Source organism: Streptomyces sp. NPDC088354 (assembly GCF_044753585.1).
GTDB lineage: Bacteria > Actinomycetota > Actinomycetes > Streptomycetales > Streptomycetaceae > Actinacidiphila.
On the sequence record NZ_JBIVNJ010000002.1, the window covers coordinates 508,886 to 531,252 of the forward strand.

16 protein-coding genes are annotated in these 22,367 nt (G+C 73.0%); 6 read left to right on the top strand and 10 right to left on the bottom strand.

What is annotated here, in order from left to right:
• Window positions 1-115: 115 nt before the first annotated feature.
• Complete coding sequence (locus tag ACIP98_RS05620) at window positions 116-523, bottom strand: SAV_915 family protein (RefSeq protein ID WP_319660507.1); 408 nt, start codon at window positions 521-523, stop codon at window positions 116-118.
• Window positions 524-763: 240 nt separating this feature from the next.
• Here ACIP98_RS05620 and ACIP98_RS05625 point away from each other — a divergent pair, with 240 nt between their 5' ends.
• Window positions 764-1,306: a universal stress protein gene (locus tag ACIP98_RS05625; RefSeq protein ID WP_319660508.1), complete on the top strand. Its 543-nt coding sequence runs from the start codon at window positions 764-766 to the stop codon at window positions 1,304-1,306.
• Here the strand turns inward: ACIP98_RS05625 and ACIP98_RS05630 are convergent.
• Window positions 1,296-2,867, bottom strand: a complete 1,572-nt coding sequence (locus tag ACIP98_RS05630) for a Na+/H+ antiporter (RefSeq protein ID WP_319660509.1) — start codon at window positions 2,865-2,867, stop codon at window positions 1,296-1,298. The two genes, ACIP98_RS05625 and ACIP98_RS05630, sit on opposite strands and share 11 nt — an antisense overlap.
• A 486-nt stretch (window positions 2,868-3,353) precedes the next feature.
• Here ACIP98_RS05630 and ACIP98_RS05635 point away from each other — a divergent pair, with 486 nt between their 5' ends.
• Together ACIP98_RS05635 and ACIP98_RS05640 are read left to right on the top strand one after the other, a co-directional pair.
• Entirely contained in the window at window positions 3,354-5,291 is a 1,938-nt protein-coding gene (locus ACIP98_RS05635; RefSeq protein WP_401973898.1) for an amino acid transporter, read from the top strand.
• Window positions 5,292-5,412: 121 nt separating this feature from the next.
• Entirely contained in the window at window positions 5,413-5,922 is a 510-nt protein-coding gene (locus ACIP98_RS05640) for a hypothetical protein (RefSeq protein WP_401973900.1), read from the top strand.
• Window positions 5,923-5,933: 11 nt separating this feature from the next.
• Here the strand turns inward: ACIP98_RS05640 and kdpB (ACIP98_RS05645) are convergent, their stop codons facing one another.
• Entirely contained in the window at window positions 5,934-8,084 is a 2,151-nt protein-coding gene (gene kdpB / locus ACIP98_RS05645) for a potassium-transporting ATPase subunit KdpB (protein WP_401973902.1), read from the bottom strand.
• A gap of 415 nt (window positions 8,085-8,499) precedes the next feature.
• Between kdpB (ACIP98_RS05645) and ACIP98_RS05650 the strand changes: the two genes are divergently transcribed.
• Complete coding sequence (locus ACIP98_RS05650) at window positions 8,500-9,309, top strand: SDR family NAD(P)-dependent oxidoreductase (RefSeq protein ID WP_319660513.1); 810 nt, start codon at window positions 8,500-8,502, stop codon at window positions 9,307-9,309.
• Between the two features lie 190 nt (window positions 9,310-9,499).
• Here the strand turns inward: ACIP98_RS05650 and ACIP98_RS05655 are convergent, their stop codons facing one another.
• From ACIP98_RS05655 to ACIP98_RS05685, 7 genes are all read right to left on the bottom strand, one after another.
• Window positions 9,500-10,183, bottom strand: coding sequence for a response regulator (locus tag ACIP98_RS05655; RefSeq protein ID WP_401973903.1), 684 nt, complete (start codon window positions 10,181-10,183; stop codon window positions 9,500-9,502).
• Entirely contained in the window at window positions 10,180-12,783 is a 2,604-nt protein-coding gene (locus tag ACIP98_RS05660) for an ATP-binding protein (protein ID WP_401973904.1), read from the bottom strand. The genes ACIP98_RS05655 and ACIP98_RS05660 overlap by 4 nt, the downstream gene beginning before the upstream one ends.
• Window positions 12,784-12,880: 97 nt before the next feature.
• A complete protein-coding gene (kdpC, locus tag ACIP98_RS05665) occupies window positions 12,881-13,504 on the bottom strand; it encodes a potassium-transporting ATPase subunit KdpC (RefSeq protein WP_319660516.1) in 624 nt (207 codons plus the stop codon).
• Window positions 13,505-13,522: 18 nt separating this feature from the next.
• Window positions 13,523-15,556, bottom strand: a complete 2,034-nt coding sequence (gene kdpB / locus ACIP98_RS05670) for a potassium-transporting ATPase subunit KdpB (RefSeq protein ID WP_319660744.1) — start codon at window positions 15,554-15,556, stop codon at window positions 13,523-13,525.
• Between the two features lie 83 nt (window positions 15,557-15,639).
• Window positions 15,640-17,304 carry a potassium-transporting ATPase subunit KdpA gene (gene kdpA, locus ACIP98_RS05675; RefSeq protein ID WP_319660517.1) on the bottom strand — a complete coding sequence of 555 codons (1,665 nt, stop codon included), beginning with the start codon at window positions 17,302-17,304 and terminating at the stop codon, window positions 15,640-15,642.
• Window positions 17,304-17,393: a K(+)-transporting ATPase subunit F gene (gene kdpF / locus ACIP98_RS05680; RefSeq protein ID WP_319660518.1), complete on the bottom strand. Its 90-nt coding sequence runs from the start codon at window positions 17,391-17,393 to the stop codon at window positions 17,304-17,306. Before kdpF ends, kdpA begins: the two co-directional genes overlap by 1 nt.
• Window positions 17,394-18,418: 1,025 nt before the next feature.
• Window positions 18,419-19,384 carry a lytic polysaccharide monooxygenase gene (locus ACIP98_RS05685; RefSeq protein WP_401973905.1) on the bottom strand — a complete coding sequence of 322 codons (966 nt, stop codon included), beginning with the start codon at window positions 19,382-19,384 and terminating at the stop codon, window positions 18,419-18,421.
• Window positions 19,385-19,563: 179 nt separating this feature from the next.
• Between ACIP98_RS05685 and ACIP98_RS05690 the strand changes: the two genes are divergently transcribed.
• Both ACIP98_RS05690 and ACIP98_RS05695 read left to right on the top strand, forming a co-directional pair.
• The gene (locus tag ACIP98_RS05690; RefSeq protein ID WP_401973906.1) at window positions 19,564-21,213 is read left to right on the top strand and encodes a protein kinase; all 1,650 of its coding nucleotides are present in this window, start codon (window positions 19,564-19,566) and stop codon (window positions 21,211-21,213) included.
• Window positions 21,210-22,016 carry a hypothetical protein gene (locus tag ACIP98_RS05695; RefSeq protein ID WP_319660522.1) on the top strand — a complete coding sequence of 269 codons (807 nt, stop codon included), beginning with the start codon at window positions 21,210-21,212 and terminating at the stop codon, window positions 22,014-22,016. The genes ACIP98_RS05690 and ACIP98_RS05695 overlap by 4 nt, the downstream gene beginning before the upstream one ends.
• Window positions 22,017-22,367: the final 351 nt, after the last annotated feature.

Sequence of the window (22,367 nt, forward strand, 5' to 3'; positions counted from 1 at the left end):
AAAATCGAACCATGGTGCCGAAACGGCATGGCACCTCCGGGCAGGGCAACGCGGGGACGGCACCTGCCCGGAGGGCGAATGAGGGGCCCCAGGGGGCCGGGCTACTGCGGACGTGTCAGCGGATCCACAGACACAGGGCGTCGACGAGGGCGAACGCGCCGGTCACCCGCAGGACGCCCATGATCTGGGAGCCGAATCGGTCGGGCGACGCGTCGGGGTCGTCCTTGACGGCGGGGGCGGCGAACCGGGGGTCCACCGTGAGCGCGGTGACACCGAGCGGCCGGGCCATCGAGCGCAGCGCGGACTCCGACAGGTCGATCCATTCCTGTTCCGCGCCGAGGGTCGCGGTGAGGCGTTCCGGTGTGGTGAAGGCGACCGCGGTGCGGTCGCCCAGCGGCGTGCGGAACATGCGCGCGACGGGGCCGACCGGTCCCGGCCGGACGGGGACGCAGAGCGTTCCACCGGCTCCGGCCGGGACGGGTTCGCAAGGCTCGGGATCGTCCTCGGACGCGGGCTCGGTCATGGATTCCTCCAGGAGGGGCGGCAGGACCCCGGTCCGGGCACGTCGGACCGGGGCGCACCAGGACGCTATTCCCGGGGCACGGGGGGTGACGGCCCTCCCTGACGGGACGTTGACGGCACCCGGGGAAATGTTGACGCCCGGGCCGCGGGCGGATCAGGGGTGCGTCAGGCCCCGGGACCGCGGCGTCAGGATCGCGACAACGGCCGTCGCGGGCCGGCGGCACGGCGTTTGCATGGAGCCATGCGTGAGTCCCGCGAAGACCGTGTCGTGGTCGGTGTCAGCGGATCCCTGGGCAGCCTGGCGGCACTCCACCGGGCCGTCGAGGAGGCCCGCCGCCGGTCGGCGGCCCTGACGGTGGTGATCGCCTGGGAGACCGTGGGCGTCGACTTCGGCTCCAGCAGGCCGCCGTCGCCTCCCCTGCTCGACCGCTGGCATTCCCTGGCCCGACGGCAGTTGTTCGCCGCCCTGGACACGGCCTTCGGCGGCAGCATCCCGCTGGACCCGCCGCTGCGCCCCGTCATCGCCCTCGGTCTGCCCGGCCCCACGCTGGTGCGGGTGGCCGACCAGGAGTCCGACCTGCTCGTGGTGGGCACCGGTTCGCACGGGCCGCTGCGCCGCCTGCTGTCGCCGTCGGTGGCCCGGCACTGCCTGGACCACGCCCGGTGCCCCGTCCTCGCCGTGCCGCCGCCGCCCCTGATGTCGGAGCTCGTCGAGGCGCGGCGCCGCGGGTCACGGGCGCGACTCGGCCTCGGACGCCGTCCGCACGGCTCGATCACCCTGTGAGCCCGGCCTCCTCCAGGTCCAGGGCCCGCTGGACGGCTCGCCGGGTGGCGTCGCTCACCTGGCCGGACTCGTACAGCCGCCGCAGTTCGCCGTTCTGCACGCCGATCAGGGTCCGGCGCAGGTCCCGGTGGGCGGTGACGGCCTCGGCGGAGACGGCGGCGCGGTCCGCCCCGGGGCTCTCGTCCGCTTCGTCCAGTCCGGCCTCCAGATGGCGGCGCAGCTGGACGACGACCGACGCCGGAGCGGCCTCGAGGTCGTCGAGCTGGTCGAGGTAGCGCAGCCCCGCACGCGACAGCGCGTCCCGTGCCCGGGCCTCCTCGCGGGCGGTGTGCTCCGGTTCCAGGGCGATGCCCGAGCGCCGTACCACCGGGGCCAGGGTGAAGCCCTGGACGACGACGGTCAGCACCACCACGCCGGTCGTCAGGGTGAGCACGAGCGAGCGGTGCGGCAGCGGTGCCCCGGCGGAGGTCAGTTCGGGCACCGACAGCGCGGCGGCCAGCGGCATGACCCCGCGCGTACCGGCCCACGAGGTGACCAGCGGCACCCACCAGGACACCGGGCCGTCCTTGCGGCGGTGCTGCATGACGGCCGAGAGCGGGAAGACCCACACGAGGCGTACCACGACGACCGTGGCGGCCACCGCGAGGACGCCGGTCAGCAGCGGCAGGCCCCGCTCCGACGGGTCGAGTTCGCGCACGAGCGTGGGCAGCTGGAGGCCGATGAGCGCGAACACGACGTTCTCCAGGAGGAAGACGACGGTGGCGTAGACGGCGTGGATCTGCAGCCGTATCGGCGCGTTCGTGATCCGGTGCCCGGTGCTGCCCAGCACCACGCCGGCCAGCACGACCGCCGTGACCCCTGAGGTGTGCAGGTCCTCGGCGAGCACGTAGACGCCGTACGGCGTGACCAGCGCGACCACCGTCTCCAGCACCGGGTCCTCGGTGCGCCGGCGGATCAGCGTGACGAGTCCGGCGACGGCGGCGCCGACCAGCGCGCCGCCGCCGCCCAGTTCGAGGAAGCGGCCCGCCGCGGCGGGCGTGAGCAGCGAGCCCGAGGCGACCGCCGCGCCGACGGCGACCTTGAACAGCACCAGGCTGGTGGCGTCGTTGAAGAGGCTCTCCGACTGCACCAGTACCTTCACCCGGGGCGGCAGCGACAGCCGGCGCCCGAGGGCGGTCACGGCGACCGGGTCGGTGCTGGCGAGGACCGCGCCCAGCACCAGGGCCATCGGCCCGCCGAGCGGCGTCACGGAGGCCGCCACGGCCGCGACGGCCGCGGCCGAGGTCACCACGAGCCCAAAGGCGAGGACCGTGACCGGGCGCCACACGCGGCGCAGTTCCCGCCAGGAGATCTCCTCGGCGGAGGCGTACAGCAGCGGGGGCAGCACGACGACACTGATCACCTCGGGCGCGACGTGCACCGCGGGCACCCACGGCAGCAGTCCCACCAGCAGCCCCGCCACGACCAGGAGCGAGGGCGCGGGAACCCGCCAGTGCCGGGCGCCGGTGGCGACGGCGGTCGCCAGGGCCACCAGCAGGAGAACGGCGGTCAGGACGGTCATGTGAGGGTCCCCACGGGAAGGAGTTGCTGCGGCTGCTGCGCACTTACCGCCGACCAGACTTCCCGGCACACCGCGGTCGAATCTACCCGGCCCGGGCGCCCGTCCGGACCGCGGGGGGAGGCGGGGCGTTAAGAAAGCGTCAGGATTGCGCGTCAGCCGTATGGAGCGCGTCAACGCCGGGCCCCGGCGGTCCGCGGGACCCTCCGCCCGGCGGCTCGTCCCCCGGCACGGCGCGGCCGCTCCCCCGCGCGCCCCCGAATCCCGCTCCCACCTGCGGAGTTGATCACGTGCGGGGCGACGGCGGCCTCCGGCGCCGCGCCGCCCCGGGCCACCGCGGGCCCGCGGGCCGCGGCAGTGGCCGGGGCGGCGCGGTGCCGTCGCGCCGCCGTGCCGTGCGCGGACGGCCCCTGCCGGGCTGCGTACGCTGACCTGGCCGTCCGCCGACGGCGGAATCTTGACTGTTGTCGACGGGAGTGCAACGTGGCCATGTCCGCTCATCCGAGTCGGCTGCGCGCGTGGATGCTGGAGGGCCTGTCCGACATGGCCCGGCACCAGCAGGGCGGGCAGCCGGCGCCCGAGAGCGCCCACCGCGGACAGCGGTGGTGGCGGGTCATGTGCCTGACGGGTGTCGACTACTTCTCCACCCTGGGCTACCAGCCGGGCATCGCGGCGCTCGCCGCCGGCCTGCTGTCGCCGGTCGCCACGATCGTCCTGGTGGTCGTGACCCTGGCGGGCGCGCTGCCGGTGTACCGGCGGGTGGCGGAGGAGAGCCCGCACGGCGAGGGTTCGATCGCGATGCTGGAGCGGCTGCTGTCGTTCTGGCAGGGCAAGCTCTTCGTGCTGACGCTGCTGGGCTTCGCGGCCACGGACTTCCTGATCACCATCACGCTGTCGGCGGCGGACGCCTCCACCCACCTGGTGGAGAACCCGCACCTGACGAGCGTGCTGCACGGCCACGAGATGATCATCACCTTGTTCCTGGTGGCGCTGCTCGGGGCGGTGTTCCTCAAGGGCTTCCTGGAGGCGATCGGCGTCGCGGTGGCCCTGGTCGGGCTCTACCTGGCGCTGAACGTGGTGGTGGTCGTCGTCGGTCTGTGGCACGTGGCGACCGCCTCGCACGTCGTCACCGACTGGTCCACCGCGCTGACCGCCCAGCACGGCAACGTGCTGGCGATGGTGGGCGTGGCCCTGCTGGTCTTCCCCAAACTGGCCCTCGGCCTGTCCGGCTTCGAGACCGGCGTCGCGGTCATGCCCCATGTGCAGGGCGACGCCAGTGACACGGAGGAGAACCCCACCGGTCGGATCCGCGGGACGAAGAAGCTGCTCACCACGGCCGCGGTCATCATGAGCTGCTTCCTCATCGCCACCAGCTTCATCACCACGCTCCTCATCCCCGCCCAGGAGTTCGAGTCCGGCGGCCAGGCCAACGGCCGCGCCCTGGCCTACCTGGCGCACGAGTACCTGGGCAACGCCTTCGGCACCGTCTACGACGTGTCCACCATCTGCATCCTGTGGTTCGCCGGCGCCTCGGCCATGGCGGGTCTGCTCAACCTGATGCCGCGCTACCTGCCCCGCTACGGAATGGCCCCGCACTGGGCGCGCGCGGTACGCCCCATGGTGCTGGTCTTCACGCTGGTGGCCTTCCTGGTCACCTGGATCTTCGACGCCGACGTCGACGCACAGGGCGGCGCCTACGCCACCGGTGTACTGGTGCTGATCAGCTCCGCGGCCATCGCCGTGACGATCGCCGCCCGCAAGGCCCGCCAGCGCGCCTGGACCGTGGCGTTCGCCGTGATCTCGGCGGTCTTCCTCTACACGACCGTCGTCAACGTCATCGAGCGCCCGGACGGTGTGAAGATCGGTGCCTGCTTCATCGCCGGCATCATCCTCATCTCCCTGCTGTCCCGGCTGGCCCGCGCCTTCGAACTCCGGGTCACCAGCGTGACGCTGGACGACATGGCCGAGCGCTTCGTCCGCGACATGTCCCACCGCAGGATCCGCTTCATCGCCAACGAGCCGGACCGCCGGGACGTGGCGGAGTACCGCGACAAGATCCAGCAGATCCGCGCCGACAACGACATCCCCGCGGAGGACGACTTCGTCTTCGTCGAGGTCACGGTCCTGGACCCCTCGGAGTTCGAGTCCGGCCTCACCGTGCGCGGCGCGGTGCTCCACGAGCGCTACCGGGTCCTGACGCTGGAGTCGTCCTCGATCCCCAACGCGCTGGCCGCTCTGCTCCTGCACGTGCGCGACGCCAGCGGGCAGCGGCCGCACATCTACTTCGAGTGGACCGAGGGCACCCCCTTCGCGAACTTCCTGCGCTTCTTCCTGTTCGGGCAGGGTGAGGTGGCTCCTGTCACCCGCGAGGTGCTCCGCGAGGCGGAGCCGGACCGCAACCGCCGCCCCCGCGTGCACGTCGGCTGACCCGGCCGCCAGGCCGCCCGGCCGCCGGGCCGTCAGGACCGCGCCAGGATCCCGCGGCCACCCGTCAGGAGCCCGTCAACCCCGCTCCAGGCGGCAGGCGCACGCTCCTACGGTCGGCCGCATGAAGCGGACCACCACCGGGTACGCCGACCGCCGCTGGACCGCGCACGCACGGTCCGCGGTGGGCTGGGCGCTGGGCTTCCTGACCCTCGCCCTGGCCCTCGACACGGCGGCGGGCACGCTCGACGCCGCGCGCGCCGGACTCTGGGCGGGCCTGGCGGCCCTGGTCCTGGCGGTGCTGCTGCCGCGTGTGACGGCGGACGAGGGCACGCTCTCGGTACGCGGCCTGCTGCGGACCCGCACGGTACGCACGGACGCCCTGGTCGCGGTGGGCCGGCACCAGGGCCCCGGGGCGCAGCTGCTGCTGTACGACGCCTTCGGCCGGCACGTGGAGGTCGATCCGCGCACGCTGATCGCCGACCCGCTGCTGTGGCACCTGTTGGAGACCGGCGCCCACCGCTCCCGCGAGCTCGGCGTCCTGCGCCACGGCTGCGAGGTGCTGGCCCACCTGGGCGACCGCGTCGACGGCCCGCGGGCCCGGGCGGTGTTCCGCGTGTCGGGGATGCGGTAGGACGCGGCGGGTCAGCCGAGGCCCGGCACGAACTGGACGACGGCCATGTCGATCAGCTTGATGCCGAGGAACGGCAGCACGAGCCCGCCCACTCCGTACACCAGCAGGTTGCGCCGCAGCAGCTCGCCCGCGGAAGCGGGCGTGTAGCGGACGCCGCGCAGGGCCAGCGGGATCAGCACCACGATGATCAGGGCGTTGAAGACGATCGCCGAGACGATCGCCGACTGCGGGCTGTGCAGCCGCATGATGTTGAGCTTGTCCAGGCCCGGGTAGGCACCGGCGAACATCGCCGGGATGATCGCGAAGTACTTCGCCACGTCGTTGACGATGGAGAAGGTCGTCAGCGCGCCACGGGTGATCAGCAACTGCTTGCCGACCTCCACGATCTCGATCAGCTTGGTCGGGTTGGAGTCCAGGTCCACCATGTTCCCGGCCTCCTTGGCGGCCGAGGTACCGGTGTTCATCGCCACGCCGACATCGGCCTGCGCCAGCGCCGGGGCGTCGTTGGTGCCGTCACCGGTCATCGCGACCAGGTTGCCGCCTTCCTGCTCGCGCCTGATCAGGGCGAGTTTGTCCTCGGGCGTCGCCTCCGCGAGGAAGTCGTCCACACCCGCCTCCTGCGCGATCGCCCGGGCCGTCAGCGGGTTGTCACCGGTGACCATCACCGTGCGGATACCCATCCGCCGCAGCTCGGCGAAGCGTTCGCGGATGCCGTTCTTCACCACGTCCTTGAGGTGGATCACGCCGAGGACCCGCGCCTCGTGCCCGTCGTCGAGCGCGACCAGGAGCGGGGTACCGCCGGAGGCGCCGATGCGGTCCACGATCGACGCGACCTCCTCGGGCACCTGCCCGCCGCGCCCCGTGACCCACGCGGCCACGGTCGCCGCGGCGCCCTTGCGCACGGAGACCCCGGCGCCGTCCTCCCAGCGCAGGTCCACCCCGCTCATGCGGCTGCGGGCGGAGAACGGCACGAAGCGGGTCTGTCCCAGCTCACCGGCGGCCGGGGCGCGCAGCCCGTGGCGCTCCTTGGCCGGGACGACGACCGACCGGCCCTCGGGGGTCTCGTCGGCGAGGCTGGACACCTGGGCGGCCTGGGCGAGTTGCATCTCGTCCACGCCGGACAGCGGGACGAACGCGGCGGCGCGGCGGTTGCCGAAGGTGATGGTGCCGGTCTTGTCCAGCAGCAGGACCGAGACGTCGCCCGCCGCCTCGACCGCGCGCCCGGACATCGCCAGCACATTGCGCTGCACCAGCCGGTCCATGCCCGCGATGCCGATCGCCGACAGCAGCGCCCCGATGGTGGTGGGAATCAGCGTGACCAGCAGGGCCACCAGGACGACCGTGCCCTGGGCGGCGCCGGCGTAGGAGGCCATCGGTGCCAGCGTGACGACGACGAGGATGAAGACGACGGTCAGCGACGCCAGCAGGATGTTCAGCGCGACCTCGTTGGGCGTCTTCTGCCGTGAGGCGCCCTCGACCAGGGCGATCATCCGGTCCAGGAAGGTCCTGCCGGAGCGTGACGTGATGCGCACGACGATCCGGTCCGAGAGCACCTTCGTACCGCCGGTGACTCCGGAGCGGTCGCCGCCCGCCTCGCGGATGACCGGTGCCGACTCCCCCGTGATCGCCGACTCGTCGACGGCCGCGATGCCCTCGACGACCTCCCCGTCGCCGGGGATGGTCCCGCCCGTCTCGACGACCACCACGTCGAACCGCCGCAGTTCGCCGGCCGGGACGGTCTCCTCCGTGAACTCCCGGCCGTACGGGCGCCATCCGCGCAGCCGCCGGGCCACCGTGCCGGTCCGGGCCCGGCGCAGGCTCTCCGCCTGCGCCTTGCCGCGCCCTTCCGCGACGGCCTCGGCGAGGTTGGCGAAGACGACCGTCAGCCACAGCCAGACGGTGATCACCCAGGCGAAGACCCCGGGGTGCAGCAGCGCCGACAGCGTCGTGAGCAGCGCGCCGGCCTCGACGACGAACAGAACCGGCTTTCGCGCCATGCCGCGCGGGTCGAGCTTGCGCAGTGCCTCCGGGAAGGCGGTCCACAGCTGCTGGGGGTCGAGCAGTCCCGCGGACACCTTGCGGCGCCTGCCGGGCCCGCGCCCGGGGGCCGGCGGGGGCGGGGCGGTGCGGTCCGTCTCGGGGGCGGGGGCCAGAGGCTGCATGGAGGGGACCTTCTGAGCGGTACGGGAGTACGGGGGGGTGCGAAGGCCAGCACATCGCGGCGGCGGGTGCCCGACGGGCTTCCCTGACAGGACCTTTGCGCGCGGGGTCCGCCTTTCTGACGGCGTCTTGACGCCGCGTCGTCCGCGGCGTCAGGGCGGTGTCAGGAACGGACGGCGGATCTTGCCGCCCGCGGCGCCGGGCGGTGGGATGGGGGTGTGAACAGCGGTCGGCGCCATGACGACCGGCCACCCCATCGGGTGCCGCCGGTTCCGCGCGCTGTTCTCCTGCCGGCTCCCTGACGAGCCGGTGTCCCGCGGCCCGGCCTGAGGCCGCGTCCCCTCACGTACGGCGCGCGCCCCCACGACCCGTGGCCGGGGCGCGCGCCGGCGTGTCGTTCCCCCGGAGGGATGACCCATGTCCACATCCGCCCAGCCCGCCGCTGCCCCGAGGACCGCCATGGTCACGGGGGCGACCTCCGGCATCGGGTGGGAGACCGCCCGCCTGCTCGCCGAACGGGGGCACATGGTCATCGTCCACGGCCCCGACACCGAGTCCGCCCACCACGCCGTGGAACGGCTGGTGGCCGCCGGCGCCGACCGGGCCCGGCTGCGCCTGGCCGTCGCGGACTTCCGCCGGCTGGCGCAGGTCAAGGCGATGGCCTCGCGGCTGACGGCCGCCCATCCCGTCCTCGACGTCCTGGTCAACAACGCGGCGGTCGCGGCCCCCGAACAGCACACGCTGACCGAGGACGGCAACGAGCTCTCCTTCCAGGTCAACTTCCTGGCGGCGTACCTGCTCACCCGCGAGCTGACGGGCCCGCTGTCGGCGCGGCCCGGCAGCCGGGTCGTCAACGTCTCGTCCACCACCCACCGGACGGCGTCCCTGGCCTGGACCGACCTCAACCGGGCGCGCCGCTACTCCCGGTTCGCCGCCTACGCGCAGTCGCAGCTGGCCCTGACCGTGTTCGCCGGCGCGGCGGCGCCCGACGGCTGCACGGTGGTCAGCGTCGACCCCGGCGTCTCCACGACCGCCCTGCTGTCGCCGTACGCCCACGAGGGCGAGCCGCCGGTCGACGGCGCCGCCCGCGTCGTGCGGCTCTGCGACCCGCGGACCCGGCTGGTGCCCGGCGCCCACTACGACGCCGACGGCCCTTCCACCGACGGTCACGGGGAACGCACCGCGCGCCGCCTGTGCAAGGCCGCCGATCTGCTCGTCGCCGTCTGACGGCCCCGTCACTGCCCGGAGGAGGAACACGATGTCCAAGCGCGCCCGCAAGAAGAGGGCTCGTCGCAAGAAGGGGGCCAACCACGGCGGAAAGGCCAACCAGGGCTGAGATCCCTGGACCCCACGGTGCGGACCACCCGGATGATCGGGTGGTCCGCACCGCCGTGTGGCGACCGGGTCCCCGGACCGCTCAGGGCTCGAAGCGGTAGCCGAGTCCGGGAACGGTGATCAGGTGACGGGGGTGGGCGGGGTCCTGCTCCAGCTTGTGCCGGAGGGTGGCCAGGTAGACGCGCAGGTAGTTGGTGCGCTTCTCGTTGCCCGGTCCCCAGACCTCGCGCAGCAGTTGGCGCCCGGTGACCAGCCGGCCCGGATTGCGCAGCAGCGGCATGAGCAGCCGCCACTCGGTGGGGGTCAGGTGCGGTGCCTTGCCCCGGCCGCGGCGGGTGCCGACGGTGAACGCGGCCAGGTCCAGCCGGTATCCGCCGACGTCGACCGTCTGCGGCTCCTCCACGGCCGCGGGGCGGCGGAACACGGCACGCAGCCGGGCCGCGAGTTCGTCCATGGAGAACGGCTTGGTGAGGTAGTCGTCGGCGCCCGCGTCCAGCGCCGGGACCTTGTCGGCCGGGTCCGACCGCCCGGACACCACGATGATCGGCAGCGGGGTCCACGCCCGGACACCGAGGATGACGTCGATGCCCGCCATGTCCGGCAGTCCCAGGTCGAGGACGATCGCGTCGGGCGGGTTGAGGGACACCAGCGTCAGGGCGGTGACCCCGTCAGGTGCCGTGGACACGGTGTAGTGACGGGCGGTGAGGTCGATGTCGAGGGCCTTGCGGAAGCCCGGCTCGTCGTCGACGACCAGAACGCGCCTCATGCCAGGGCCTCCTCGTCTCCGGGGGTGGGGGTGGCGACGCCCCCGGGGGCGTCCGCCACGGGCAGCGACAGCACCATGGTCAGTCCGCCGCCGGGCGTGTCCTCGGGTGTGAGGGTGCCGCCCATGGCCTCGGTCAGACCGCGGGAGAGCGCGAGCCCCAGACCGAGCCCGGTGGTGTTGTCGGTGTCGCCGAGCCGCTGGAACGGCGCGAAGACCCGTTCCCGGTCGGCGGGCGGCAGCCCGGGCCCCCGGTCGGCGACGCGCAGTTCGACGCGCCCACCGAGCGCGCTCGCGCCGATCAGGACCTTGGTGCCCTCCGGGGCGTGCCGCTGCGCGTTCGTCACCAGGTTGGCGACGACCCGCTCCACCAGGGGCGGGTCGGCCAGCGCGAGCGGTGCCTCGTCCAGCCCCTGGGTGACCACCGGAGCGGTGGCGTCGCCGACGCTGTCCAGGGCGAGGGGTACCACCTCGGCGAACGCCGTCGGCCGCAGGGTCAGTTGGAGGGCGCCCGCCTGGAGTCTGCTCATGTCCAGCAGGTTGTCCACGAGGCGGCTGAGCCGGGCCAGCGACTCCTCCGCCGTCGTCAGCAGTTCCTCGCGGTCCTCGGCCGAGAAGTCCACCTCCCGGCTGCGCAGGGAGCTGACGGCCGCCCAGGCGCCGGCCAGCGGCGTGCGCAGGTCGTGGCCGACCGCGGCCAGCAGTGCGGTCCGCATGCGGTCCGCCGCCTTGACGGGTTCGACCTCGGCGGCGACCTCGGCGAGCCGGGCCCGTTCCAGCGCGGAGGCCACGTGCCCCGCGAAGGCGACCAGGACCCGCCGCTCGGATGCGGCCAGCCGGCGCCCGCGCAGGACGAGGGTGTCCTGCGGCCCGACGGCGACGGCGACGGTGTCGCCCGTCTCGCCGTCCCCCGCGGTGACCGCGAGGCGGCCGTGCCCGGAGGGCTTGTGGACGAGGTCCGCGGACTCCAGCCCGAAGGCCTCCCGGGTACGCTGCAGCAGCACCTCCACGGCCTGGTCGCCGCGGAGGATGTTCCCGGCCAGCGAGGAGAGCGTCTCGGCCTCGGCCGTCGCCCCGGCCGCGCGCCGGGACAGCCGCAGGGAGCGGTCCACGATCGTGGCGACGGTGACGGCGACGACCGCGAAGACGGCCAGGGCGAGCACGTTGTTGGTCTCGCCGATGGTGAACCGGCCGATGGGCGGGATGAAGAAGTAGTTGAGCAGCAGCGAGGCCGTGACCGACGCCAGCAGCGCGGAGACCACCCCGCCGATGCAGGCGACGCCGACCACGGTGAGCAGGAAGAGCAGGGCCTCGCTGGTGAGGTTGAGGTGCCCGCGGGTGTTCGCGAGCACGACGGTCAGCAGCGCGGGCAGCACGAATCCCGCCACGGGTCCGGCGACCTTGCGCACGAAGGGCAGGTCGTTGCTGGGGGTGGACAGGAGCCGCCCGCGGCCGGCCCGTTCGTGGCTGACCATGTGGACGTCGATGTCGCCGGAACGTTCCACGATGGTCTCGCCGACCCCGCGTCCGGTGACGAAGCGCGCCAGCCGGCCGCGCCGGCTCACCCCGACCACCAGCTGGGTGGCGTTCTCGGCGCGGGCGAAGTCCAGCAGCGCGGTGGGGACATGGTCCCCGACCACGGAGTGGAAGCTGCCGCCCAGGCTCTCCACCAGGGCGCGCTGCCGGGACAGCGCGGCGGGCGAGGCGTCCGCCAGACCGTCGCTGCGGGCGATGTGGACGGCGAGCAGGTCGCGCGTGCCGCCCGCGCCGGACGCGCCCCCGCCCGAGGAGCGCTCGGCGATGCGCGCCGCCCGGCGGATCAGCGTCTCGCCCTCCGGCCCGCCGGTCAGCGCCACCACGACGCGTTCGCGGGTCTCCCAGACCCGGCCGATGCCGTGTTCGGTGCGGTACTTCTGCAAGGCCTCGTCGACCCGCCCGGCGACCCAGAGCAGGGCCAGTTCGCGCAGCGCGGTGAGGTTGCCGACCCGGAAGTAGTTCGACAGGGCGGCGTCGACCTTCTCCGGGGCGTAGACGTTGCCGTGGGCCATGCGCCGGCGCAGGGCCTCGGCGGGCATGTCCACGAGCTCGATCTCGTCGGCGCGGCGGACGACCTCGTCGGGGAGCGTCTCGCGCTGGGGCACGCCCGTGATCTTCTCGACGACGTCGTTGAGCGATTCCAGGTGCTGGATGTTGACGGCCGTGAGGACGTCGATCCCGGCGTCGAGCAGCACCTCGATGTCCTGCCACCGCTTGGCGTGCGCCCCGCCGGGGATGTTGGTGTGGGCCATCTCGTCGACCAGCGCCACCTGGGGGGCCCTGGCGAGCACCGCGTCGAGGTCCATCTCGGTGAAGTCGGCGCCGCGGTAGCTCCGTGCGGCGCGCGGGACGATCTCCAGGCCGTCGAGTTTGGCCTCGGTCTGCGGCCGTTTGTGGCACTCGACGTAGCCCACGACGACGTCCGTCCCGCGGGCGGCGCGCCGGCGGCCCTCGTCCAGCATCCGGTAGGTCTTGCCCACTCCGGGTGCGGCTCCGAGGAAGACCTTCAGTTTGCCGGGCCGCCCCTGGCGGGCGCCGGTCCCGGCTGTGACGACTGGCTGCGTCACCGGAGTTCCTTCCTTGCGGGATGTCACGCCGCCCGGCGTCGCAGGATGCCTGCGACGCCGGGCGGCGTGGTCCGTGCGATACGGCTGGAACGCGACGTCACCCGAGCTGGGCGAGTGCGAGGTTGAGCTCGAGTACGTTGACGCGTTCCTCGCCCAGGAAGCCGATGACGCGGCTCTGCACGTGGTCGGCGACCAGCTTGCGCACCTCGGCCGTGTCCAGGCCGCGGGCCTTGGCCACCCGGTCGACCTGCTCGTCGGCGTAAGCCGGCGAGATGTGCGGGTCGAGGCCGGAGCCGGAGGCCGTGATGGCGTCGACCGGGACGTCGCCGGGGGCCACGCCGTCGAACTCGGCCACGGCCGCGCGGCGCTCCTTGATCGTCTTGATCAGGTCCTCGTTGTTGGGACCGAGGTTGGACGCACCGGTGGCGAGCGGGTCGTAGCCGCCGGGCCGCGGCTGGAACCACTTCGGGTCCGGCTGGGCGACCTCGTCGGCGTCGTCGGGGTTCTTCTTCGGGAGGTTGAAGCTCTGGCCGATGAGGCTGGAGCCGACGGTCTTGCCGTCCTGGGTGACCTTGGAGCCGTTGGCCTGGTCGGAGAAGACGGCCTGCGCCACACCGGTGACGGCGAGCGGGTACACGATGCCCGCGACGACCGTGAGCACCAGCAGCATGCGCAGGGCGGCCAGATGGTTCCGGACCACGGCGGGAAGGGAGCTGAACATGTCGGATTGCCTTCTTCTTCAGCTGAGTCCGGGGATGAACTGGATGATCAGGTCGATCACCTTGATGCCGGCGAACGGCAGCACCAGGCCACCCAGACCGTAGACCCAGATGTTGCGGGTCAGCAGAGCGGACGCCGAGGACGGCCGGTAGCGGACGCCGCGCAGGGCCAGCGGGATCAGCACCACGATGATCAGGGCGTTGAAGATGATCGCCGAGACGATCGCCGACTGCGGGCTGTGCAGCTGCATGATGTTGAGCTTGTCCAGGCCCGGGTAGGCGATCGCGAACATCGCGGGGATGATCGCGAAGTACTTCGCCACGTCGTTGGCGATGGAGAAGGTCGTCAGCGCGCCGCGGGTGATCAGCAACTGCTTGCCGATCTCCACGATCTCGATCAGCTTGGTCGGGTTGGAGTCCAGGTCCACCATGTTCCCGGCCTCCTTGGCGGCCGAGGTACCGGTGTTCATCGCCACGCCGACATCGGCCTGCGCCAGCGCCGGGGCGTCGTTGGTGCCGTCACCGGTCATCGCGACGAGCTTGCCGCCCGCCTGCTCCCGCTTGATCAGCGCCATCTTGTCCTCGGGCGTCGCCTCCGCGAGGAAGTCGTCCACACCCGCTTCCTCGGCGATCGCCTTCGCGGTCAGCGGGTTGTCACCCGTGATCATCACCGTGCGGATACCCATCCGCCGCAGCTCGTCGAACCGCTCCCGCATGCCCTCCTTGACGACGTCCTTCAGGTGAATGACACCCAGGACCCGGGCCGCGCCGCCGTCCTTCACCGCGACGACCAGCGGGGTGCCGCCGGACTGCGAGATGCGGTCGACCTGCGCCTGCACGTCCTCGCCGGCCTGCCCGCCGTTCTGCGCGACCCACGCGGTGACCGCGGACGCGGCGCCCTTGCGGATCTGGCGGCCGTCGATGTCGACGCCGGACATGCGGGTCTGGGCGGTGAAGGGCACGAACTCGGCGTGGCCGAGCTCGCCCTCGTGCCGGGCCCGCAGGCCGTACTTCTCCTTCGCCAGGACGACCACGGAGCGGCCCTCGGGCGTCTCGTCGGCGAGCGACGACAGCTGCGCGGCATCCGCCAGTTCCTCGGCGGTGACGGCGCCGACCGGCAGGAACTCGGCCGCCTGGCGGTTGCCGAGGGTGATGGTGCCGGTCTTGTCCAGCAGCAGGGTGTTGACGTCACCGGCGGCCTCGACGGCACGGCCGGACATGGCCAGCACATTGCGCTGCACCAGGCGGTCCATGCCCGCGATGCCGATCGCCGACAGCAGTCCGCCGATGGTCGTCGGGATGAGCGCGACGACCAGGGCCACCAGGATGACGATGCTCTGCTCGGCGCCCGCGTAGATCGCGAACGGCTGCAAGGTCACGACCGCCAGCAGGAAGACGATGGTCAGCGAGGCCAGCAGGATGTTGAGCGCGATCTCGTTGGGCGTCTTCTGCCGGGAGGCGCCCTCGACCAGCGCGATCATCCGGTCGATGAAGGTCTCGCCCGGCTTGGACGTGATGCGCACGACGATGCGGTCCGACAGCACCTTGGTGCCGCCCGTGACGGCCGAGCGGTCGCCGCCGGACTCCCGGATGACCGGGGCCGACTCACCGGTGATCGCCGACTCGTCCACCGACGCAACGCCCTCGACGACGTCACCGTCGCCGGGGATGATCTGCCCGGCCTCGACGACGACGTGGTCGCCGAGCCGCAGCCCGGAGGCGGGCACCTGCTCCTCGGCGAGCCCGGTGGCCCCGGGCCGCCAGTCGGTGACACGGCGCGCGACGGTGTCGGTCTTCGTGCGCCGCAGGGTCTCGGCCTGTGCCTTGCCGCGCCCCTCGGCGACGGCCTCGGACAGGTTGGCGAAGACGGCGGTCAGCCACAGCCAGACCGTGATGACCCAGGCGAAGACGCTCGGGTCCTTGATCGCCGACAGGGTGGTCAGGACGGCGCCGACCTCGACCACGAACATGACCGGGTTCTTGAACATCACCCGGGGGTCGAGCTTCTTCAGCGCGTCGGGAAGCGAGGTGAGCATCTGCTTCGGGTCCAGCATGCCGCCGGAGACCCGGTGGGGCTGCTGCGGCCCGGGCGATGCGGCCCCCGGCGCGGTCGGGGGTTCGAGGGTGGTCAGGGACATCAGGACAGACCTTCCGCGAGCGGACCCAGCGCGAGGGCGGGGAAGTAGGTGAGGCCGACGACGATCAGGATCACGGCCGTCAGCAGGCCGACGAACTGCGGCCGGTGGGTGGGCAGCGTGCCCGCCGTGGCCGGGACCGGCTGCTGCTGGGCCAGGGAGCCGGCCAGCGCGAGGACGAACACCATCGGCAGGAAGCGGCCGAGGAGCATGGCCAGACCGAGCGCGGTGTTGTACCAGTCGGTGTTGACCGTGATGCCGGCGAACGCCGAGCCGTTGTTGTTGGCGGCCGAGGTGAAGGCGTACAGCACCTCGGAGAAGCCGTGCGCACCGCTGTTCAGCATGCCCGCCCGCTCACCCGGCAGCGCCATGGCGAGGCCGGCGCCGACCAGGACGATCGCCGGGGTGGTGAGGATGTAGAGCGAGGCGAACTTCATCTCGCGGCCGCCGAGCTTCTTGCCCAGGTACTCCGGCGTGCGGCCGACCATCAGGCCGGCGATGAAGACCGTGATGATCGCGAGGACGAGGATGCCGTAGAGGCCGGATCCGGTACCACCGGGGGCGATCTCGCCGAGCATCATGTTGAAGATCGTCATCCCGCCGCCGATGGGCGAGAACGAGTCGTGGAAGGAGTTGACCGCGCCCGTGGAGGTGAGCGTCGTCGACACCGCGAAGAGCGCCGAGCCCCACACCCCGAACCGCTGCTCCTTGCCCTCCATCATGCCGCCCGCCAAGTGACCGGCCTGGCTGCTCACGCTGTGCAGCTCGTTCACGGTGACGATGGCGACCGAGGCGGCCCAGATCACGCCCATCACGGCGATGATCGCGTAGCCCTGGCGGTTGTCCCCGACCATGCGGCCGAAGGTCCGCGGCAGGGAGGTGGCGATCACCAGCAGGAGGTAGATCTCCAGCCAGTTGGTGAAGGCGTTGGGGTTCTCGAAGGGGTGGGCGGAGTTGGCGTTGTAGAAACCGCCGCCGTTGGTGCCCAGCTCCTTGATGGCCTCCTGCGAGGCGACCGGTCCGCCGGTCAGGCTCTGGTGGTCACCGACGAGGGTCGAGATCGACTCGGCGCCGTGGAAGTTCTGGATGACGCCGGCCGCGACGAGCACGATCGCGAAGACGAAGGCGAGCGGGAGCAGCACGCGGATGACGATCCGGGTGAGGTCCACCCAGAAGTTGCCGATGCGGTCGGTCTTCTTGCGCGTGAAGCCCCGGATCAGGGCCGCGACGACGGCGATGCCGACGGCCGCGGACACGAAGTTCTGCACCGCGAGACCGGACATCTGCACCAGGTGGCCCATGGCGGACTCACCCGAGTACGCCTGCCAGTTGGTGTTGGTCACGAAGGAGGCGGCCGTGTTGAAGGCCAGCCCGGGGGTCACGGCGGGCATGCCTATGGACAGCAGCAGGTGGTTCTGCAGTCGCATGAAGCCGTAGAGGAAGAGCACGGAGACGGCCGAGAAGGCCAGCACGCTGCGCAGGTAGACGGACCACTTCTGGTCCGCGTCCCCGTCCACCCCGCCCAGCCGGTAAGCGAAGCGCTCGACGCGCAGGTGCTTGACGGAGGTCAGGGTGTGGGCCATGTAGTCGCCCAGCGGTCGGTAGGAGAGGGCCAGCGCGCCGACCAGCGCGAGTATCTGGAGCCAGCCCGCGAGGGTGTCGTTCACTAGAACTTCTCCGGGTGAATCAGCGCCACGACCAGGTATCCGACCAGGGCCACGGCGACGACGAGGCCGACGATGTTGTCAACGCTCACAGCCGCTCCGCCCCCTTGGCCACGAGGCCGATGACGGCGAAAACGACGACGGTGAGGATGAGGAACCAGAGGTCTGGCATGCGAGAGCACCCCGGGGGACGAATGACACGGTGACCGCCCGCCCTCGGGGCAAGCGGTGCCGGCGAGAACCGGCCTTCCGTAGAAAAGCGCCCTGCCATACCCCTGACCAGGTTTGTTGGCGGCTTCCATACGGGTCCCTGCGGCGGCTTAACGCAGCTTTGACGCTTTTTGACGCCCCGCACCGCCCGGGGTGATCCCGTCCGCCCGGAGCCGCCCGCCTGCGGCGGGGCCTGTCCGCCCCCGAGGGGACGAGCGGGCGCCGTGGCCGCACGGGCGGCCCCTCGGGCCCCGGGCCCAGCACCCGCCGGGACGGTCCCCGGCCGTCTTGACGCCACCCGCCGCACCCGACCCCACCGGCAGCGACACCCCGACCGGACCGTCAAGGCCACCCCGCTCACGACATCGGCGACCCCACCGCCGGGGAAACAGCCCACCCTGAGCAGCACCCGCAGGCCCACCGCCGGCACGACATCGGGCACCGCGCGCCGCCTGCGTGCCCACCGTCACTCAGGGCCGACGTTTCGCAGGCCCGGGCTCCGCGGCGCGGGCCGGGCCGGGCCGGGCAAGGGGGGTTGGGTCTCCCCCGGCGGGAGACCCCACGATGGCGGACATGGACGACGACGCCACCCTCGCCGACCGACCGCACGCCCGCCGGATACCGGCTCCACGACCGTGCCGCACTGGACCGCCTCGGCCTCGTCCGCACGCTGGCGCGACCTCGGCATCGATCTCGCCGCGATCCCTCGCATCCTGCGCCGCGAGACCACCGTCGCCGAGGTCGCCGCGGCCCACGCGGAGGCGCTGGAGATGCAGATCCGCACCCTGCGGGTACGCCAGGCCGTGCTGCGGACGGTCGCGGGGCGCGGGTCCTCACCACAGGAGACCGCACTGATGCACCACACCATCCGACGGCGGCGTGACCCCGGGCTGCGGGGGACGGTGGATCAGCCCGGGCGCGTGCCCGGGGAGCGCCTGCGGCGCAGGGCGAGGGCGAGAACGCCGGTGACGGCGAGGCCCGCGGCGCTGCCGACCGCGAGGGCGGTGGGGCCGGAGCCGGAACCGCCGCCCTGGGCGGCGACGGGCTGCGCGTCGGGGGACTCGACCGCCGGGAGGGCCGCGGACGGCGGCACGGCGGACGGCGCGGCGGACGCCGCGGTGGGCGTCGCGGACACGGACCGCTCGGCGGTGGCGCTCGGGCGGCTGGGCCGCGGCGTCGGCTTCACCGGCGCGGCGGGCTTCGCGGGCGTCCTGACCGCCGGTTTCGCCGCGGCCGGGAAGACCACGTCCGAGCAGGAGTAATAGGTGTCCGGGGTCGAGGAGTTCTGCCAGATCGTGAACAGCACATGCCTGCCCGTACGGTCGGCGGGCAGCCGCCCGCTGATCCGGTAGGAACCCCCCACGACCGCCGGGTCAGAGGCGGTCAGGAAGGGGCTCGTCGCCAGCTCGGACCAGGTGAGCGGGCGGGTCGGGTCGTAGCCCTGCTTCGTCAGGTAGAGCCGGAACGTGCCCTGGTGGGGGATGGTCGTGCCGTACCGCATCGTGAAGGCGGCGCCGGGTGTGAGCCGCGTGGCGGGCCAGTCGGCGCGCGCGAGGTCCAGGCCCCGGTAGGCGGGCAGGCCGCCGCTGCACAACTTCCCGTCCGGGATGACCTGTCGGTCACGTCCCGCGACACCGGCGACCCGCAGGTTGTCCCAGTCGGCGAAGGCGGCGCCGCCCCCGTTGGCGGCCGCTGCCGCGCGGCAGGCCGCCGTGCCGGTGAACCGCCCGCTGCCGGCCGCGCACGCCGCGGCCCGGCTCACGGGGTCGACGGGCGCCCCGTGCGCGGCGGCGGGTCCCGCCGACGCCATCAGCGGGAGCAGCGCGGCGGTCCCCGCGACGACGGTTCTGAGCACGTGGCGCGATGGGGCCATGCCGGGCGCCTCCCCTTTGCCGGTTCTGAGTCGGGTACGCGGATCGCCCCGTACTACGGACGCGGTGCGCCCTGCGTTCAGCGGCCGGGCCCCGGGAACCGGCGGTGGGGGAAATGTGTCTGTGAGGGGGACAGCGCGTACGGGCGGGGGTACCGTGCGTCGCTGAGGGGGGCGAGGGGATGAGCGGCTGGCACGCTCCGGGCTACACGGAGTCCGCGGAACTGGGTTCGGGCGGCAGCGGGCGGGTCGTCCTGGCCCGTCATGACGCCACGTCAACTCCCGTGGCGATCAAGTACCTCAGCGACGAGCTCCGGGTCGACGCCGGGTTCCTGCGGGAGTTCCGCGCCGAGGCGCAGCTGCTCGGCGGCCTGGACACACCGTACGTGGTGCGCCTGTACGAGTACGTCGAGGGCCCGCGCGGCGCGGCCATCGTCATGGAGCTCGTGGACGGCATCGCGCTGCGCGCGCTGCTCCGGCAGGAGGGCGCGACGGGGCCGGAGGCGGCCCTGGTGGTCCTGAAGGGCTCACTGCTGGGTCTGGCCGCAGCGCACCGCACGGGTGTCGTGCACCGTGACTACAAGCCCGAGAACGTGCTCGTCGCGGCGGACGGCTCGTCCAAGCTGGTCGACTTCGGCATCGCGGCCCGCAGCGGCGAGACCCCGGACGTGGCGGGCACGCCCGCCTACATGGCACCGGAGCAGTGGACCGGTCTGTCCGCCTCACCCGCCACCGACGTCTACGCGGCGACGGCCACCTTCTACGAGTGCCTGACCGGGACCAAGCCCTTCGCGGGCCAGAACATCGCCGAACTCGCCGTGCAGCACATCGAGGGCCCGGTGCCCGAGGAGGGCACGCCGGAGGAGTTGCGTCCCCTGCTGCGCCGGGGGATGGCCAAGGAGCCGGCGGACCGGCCCGCGGACGCCGCGGCCTTCGTCGCGGAGCTGGAGGCCGTCGCGGGCGGCGCGTACGGGCCGGACTGGGAGGAACGCGGTCAGCGCAGGCTGGCCGCCCTGGCGGCGCTGCTGCCGCTGCTGTTCCCCTCGGCGAGGACGCAGGGGTCGCAGACCGCGCTCGCCACCACCGTGGTCGGGCCGGGTGCCCGGCGGCTCGGCCGGCAGGGACTCCTGGCGGCCGTCGGGGGCCTCGCCCTGGCGGGTCTGCTGACCTTCGCCGCGGTCGCCTCCGGCGAGGCCCCCCGGCAGACCACCGCCAACTGGTCCGGGTCCACCACCACCGCCACCGCCACCGCGGACGACGGCTCGGGCGCACCCGGCGGAACGGTCGCGCCGTCCGGCAGTCCCTCCGTGAGTTCCCCGGCGTCGGCTTCCGCGTCGGCGTCCACGACCACGACCGCCGCGGCGGGTGCCACCACCGCGGCCCCGCCGACCGGCGGCGCCACGACCACCGCTCCCACCGGCGGAACGGCCACCACGACACCGCCCGCACCGCCGACGACCACCCCGCCGCCCACGTCGGCCTCGCCCACGCCGCCCGTGACGGTCGAATCGGTGTCCGTCGCCTCGCTGTCCCAGACGGGGACGTTCGACGTGTCGGCGAGCCTCCGGGTCACCACGAGCGACCCGCGACCGGTGACGCTGACCGTCGCCTGGTACCAGGGCACCGCCAAGGGCGACCTCGGCGCACCGGACGGTACGTCGGTCTTCGACCTGAACGGGCAGACCTCGTACACGATCCCGGCACCGCACACGTTCCCGCGCACGTCGGGCTGCTGGTTCGGGGCCGTCGCGTCGACCTCCCCGGCGGCGGGCAACGGGCAGTCCACGCAGCAGATCCGCTCCACCGCGGGGCAGTGCGAGGTGATCTCGTGAGCGAGCCGCGTGACCTGACCCCGGAGGACACGAAGCGCACCTGGCGGCTCGGCCAGGAGCCGCGGGACGCCGTGCCGCCCGTCGAGGACGCCGTCCCTCCGGCGTACGCGCCACCGGCCGACGAGCGCCCGGAGCCGGGCGCGGACTACAGCGCGACCGTCCTCGCGGAGCACTGGGCCCCCGCCGCCGCGGCGCCCACGCTGCGCGAGCCCGTGCCCGCAGCGCCGGCACGCCCCGCGACCCGCAGCGAGCCGTCGCTCACCCTCCCGGACCGGGTGGACGGCGAGGTCATGCGGTTCGGCCCCGGCGTGACCCCGGCAGCCGCCGCCCGTGCCGCGAGCGTCGCGGCGGAGGTGTGGCACGGCACGCTGCGCCCGCCCGCCGTGCCCGGCACCCAGGCGGCGTCCCGGCGCCGCGGGCCGCGCCGGTACGTCCTGGCGGGCGCCGTCCTGCTCGCCGTGCTGGCCTACCTGGCGTGGCAGCGGTTCGGGCCGGTGCTCGCGGTGCGGGAGGTCACGGTGGCCGCGGTGCCCTCGGCACCGTCCTGCGACACCCGGGTGGACGTGATCGCCACCGTCCGCACCAACGGCCGCGCCGGAACGCTCACTTACCGTTGGCTGCGCAATGACGGAACGTCATCGGGGCCGTTGTACGAAAAGGTGCCGGGCGGTCGCGACACGACCCGTCTGCACCTGCTGTGGACCTTCCACGGACACGGCAGCTACGACGCGCGGGCCGAATTGCGGGTGAGCGCGCCCGGCAGCCGGTCGGCGGTGACCGCGTTCACCTACACCTGCGCCTGACACGAACAGTGACGGCACCTCGGCTCGCGGTGTTCCCCGGCTCACAACCGGACCCGGCAGGAACACGCTGAGTAACGCAATACGGAGCGCCCTTCCGCCTGCCCACAGATCGTGAATCCGTGGCCTTCGGCGTCCACGGCAACGGTATCGGTGGCCGCCCCCGGTTTCACTGCGGACCTCCGCGACCGGATCCGGCCGGAACCGCGTCGGCCATGCCCGAGTGGCAGCCCGGAGAAGATCAGCGGAGACTACGAGGAGCGACATATGGTTGTATGGCTTAAGAAGAGCTCATTAACCGAAGCATTTGGGATTTTTTGCCCCGGCATTAACCGGGGCGTGAGGACACCGGCA

Coding starts and splice junctions, on each gene's coding strand:
- ACIP98_RS05650 (WP_319660513.1), top strand. CDS start 8,500: ATGTCCACATCCGCCCAGCCCGCCGCTGCCCCGAGGACCGCCATGGTC.
- ACIP98_RS05640 (WP_401973900.1), top strand. CDS start 5,413: ATGAAGCGGACCACCACCGGGTACGCCGACCGCCGCTGGACCGCGCAC.
- ACIP98_RS05635 (WP_401973898.1), top strand. CDS start 3,354: ATGTCCGCTCATCCGAGTCGGCTGCGCGCGTGGATGCTGGAGGGCCTG.
- ACIP98_RS05630 (WP_319660509.1), bottom strand. CDS start 2,867: ATGACCGTCCTGACCGCCGTTCTCCTGCTGGTGGCCCTGGCGACCGCC.
- kdpB (WP_319660744.1), bottom strand. CDS start 15,556: ATGCTGGACCCGAAGCAGATGCTCACCTCGCTTCCCGACGCGCTGAAG.
- ACIP98_RS05620 (WP_319660507.1), bottom strand. CDS start 523: ATGACCGAGCCCGCGTCCGAGGACGATCCCGAGCCTTGCGAACCCGTC.
- kdpC (WP_319660516.1), bottom strand. CDS start 13,504: ATGTTCAGCTCCCTTCCCGCCGTGGTCCGGAACCATCTGGCCGCCCTG.
- ACIP98_RS05690 (WP_401973906.1), top strand. CDS start 19,564: ATGAGCGGCTGGCACGCTCCGGGCTACACGGAGTCCGCGGAACTGGGT.
- ACIP98_RS05655 (WP_401973903.1), bottom strand. CDS start 10,183: ATGAGGCGCGTTCTGGTCGTCGACGACGAGCCGGGCTTCCGCAAGGCC.
- ACIP98_RS05625 (WP_319660508.1), top strand. CDS start 764: ATGCGTGAGTCCCGCGAAGACCGTGTCGTGGTCGGTGTCAGCGGATCC.
- kdpB (WP_401973902.1), bottom strand. CDS start 8,084: ATGCAGCCTCTGGCCCCCGCCCCCGAGACGGACCGCACCGCCCCGCCC.
- ACIP98_RS05685 (WP_401973905.1), bottom strand. CDS start 19,384: ATGGCCCCATCGCGCCACGTGCTCAGAACCGTCGTCGCGGGGACCGCC.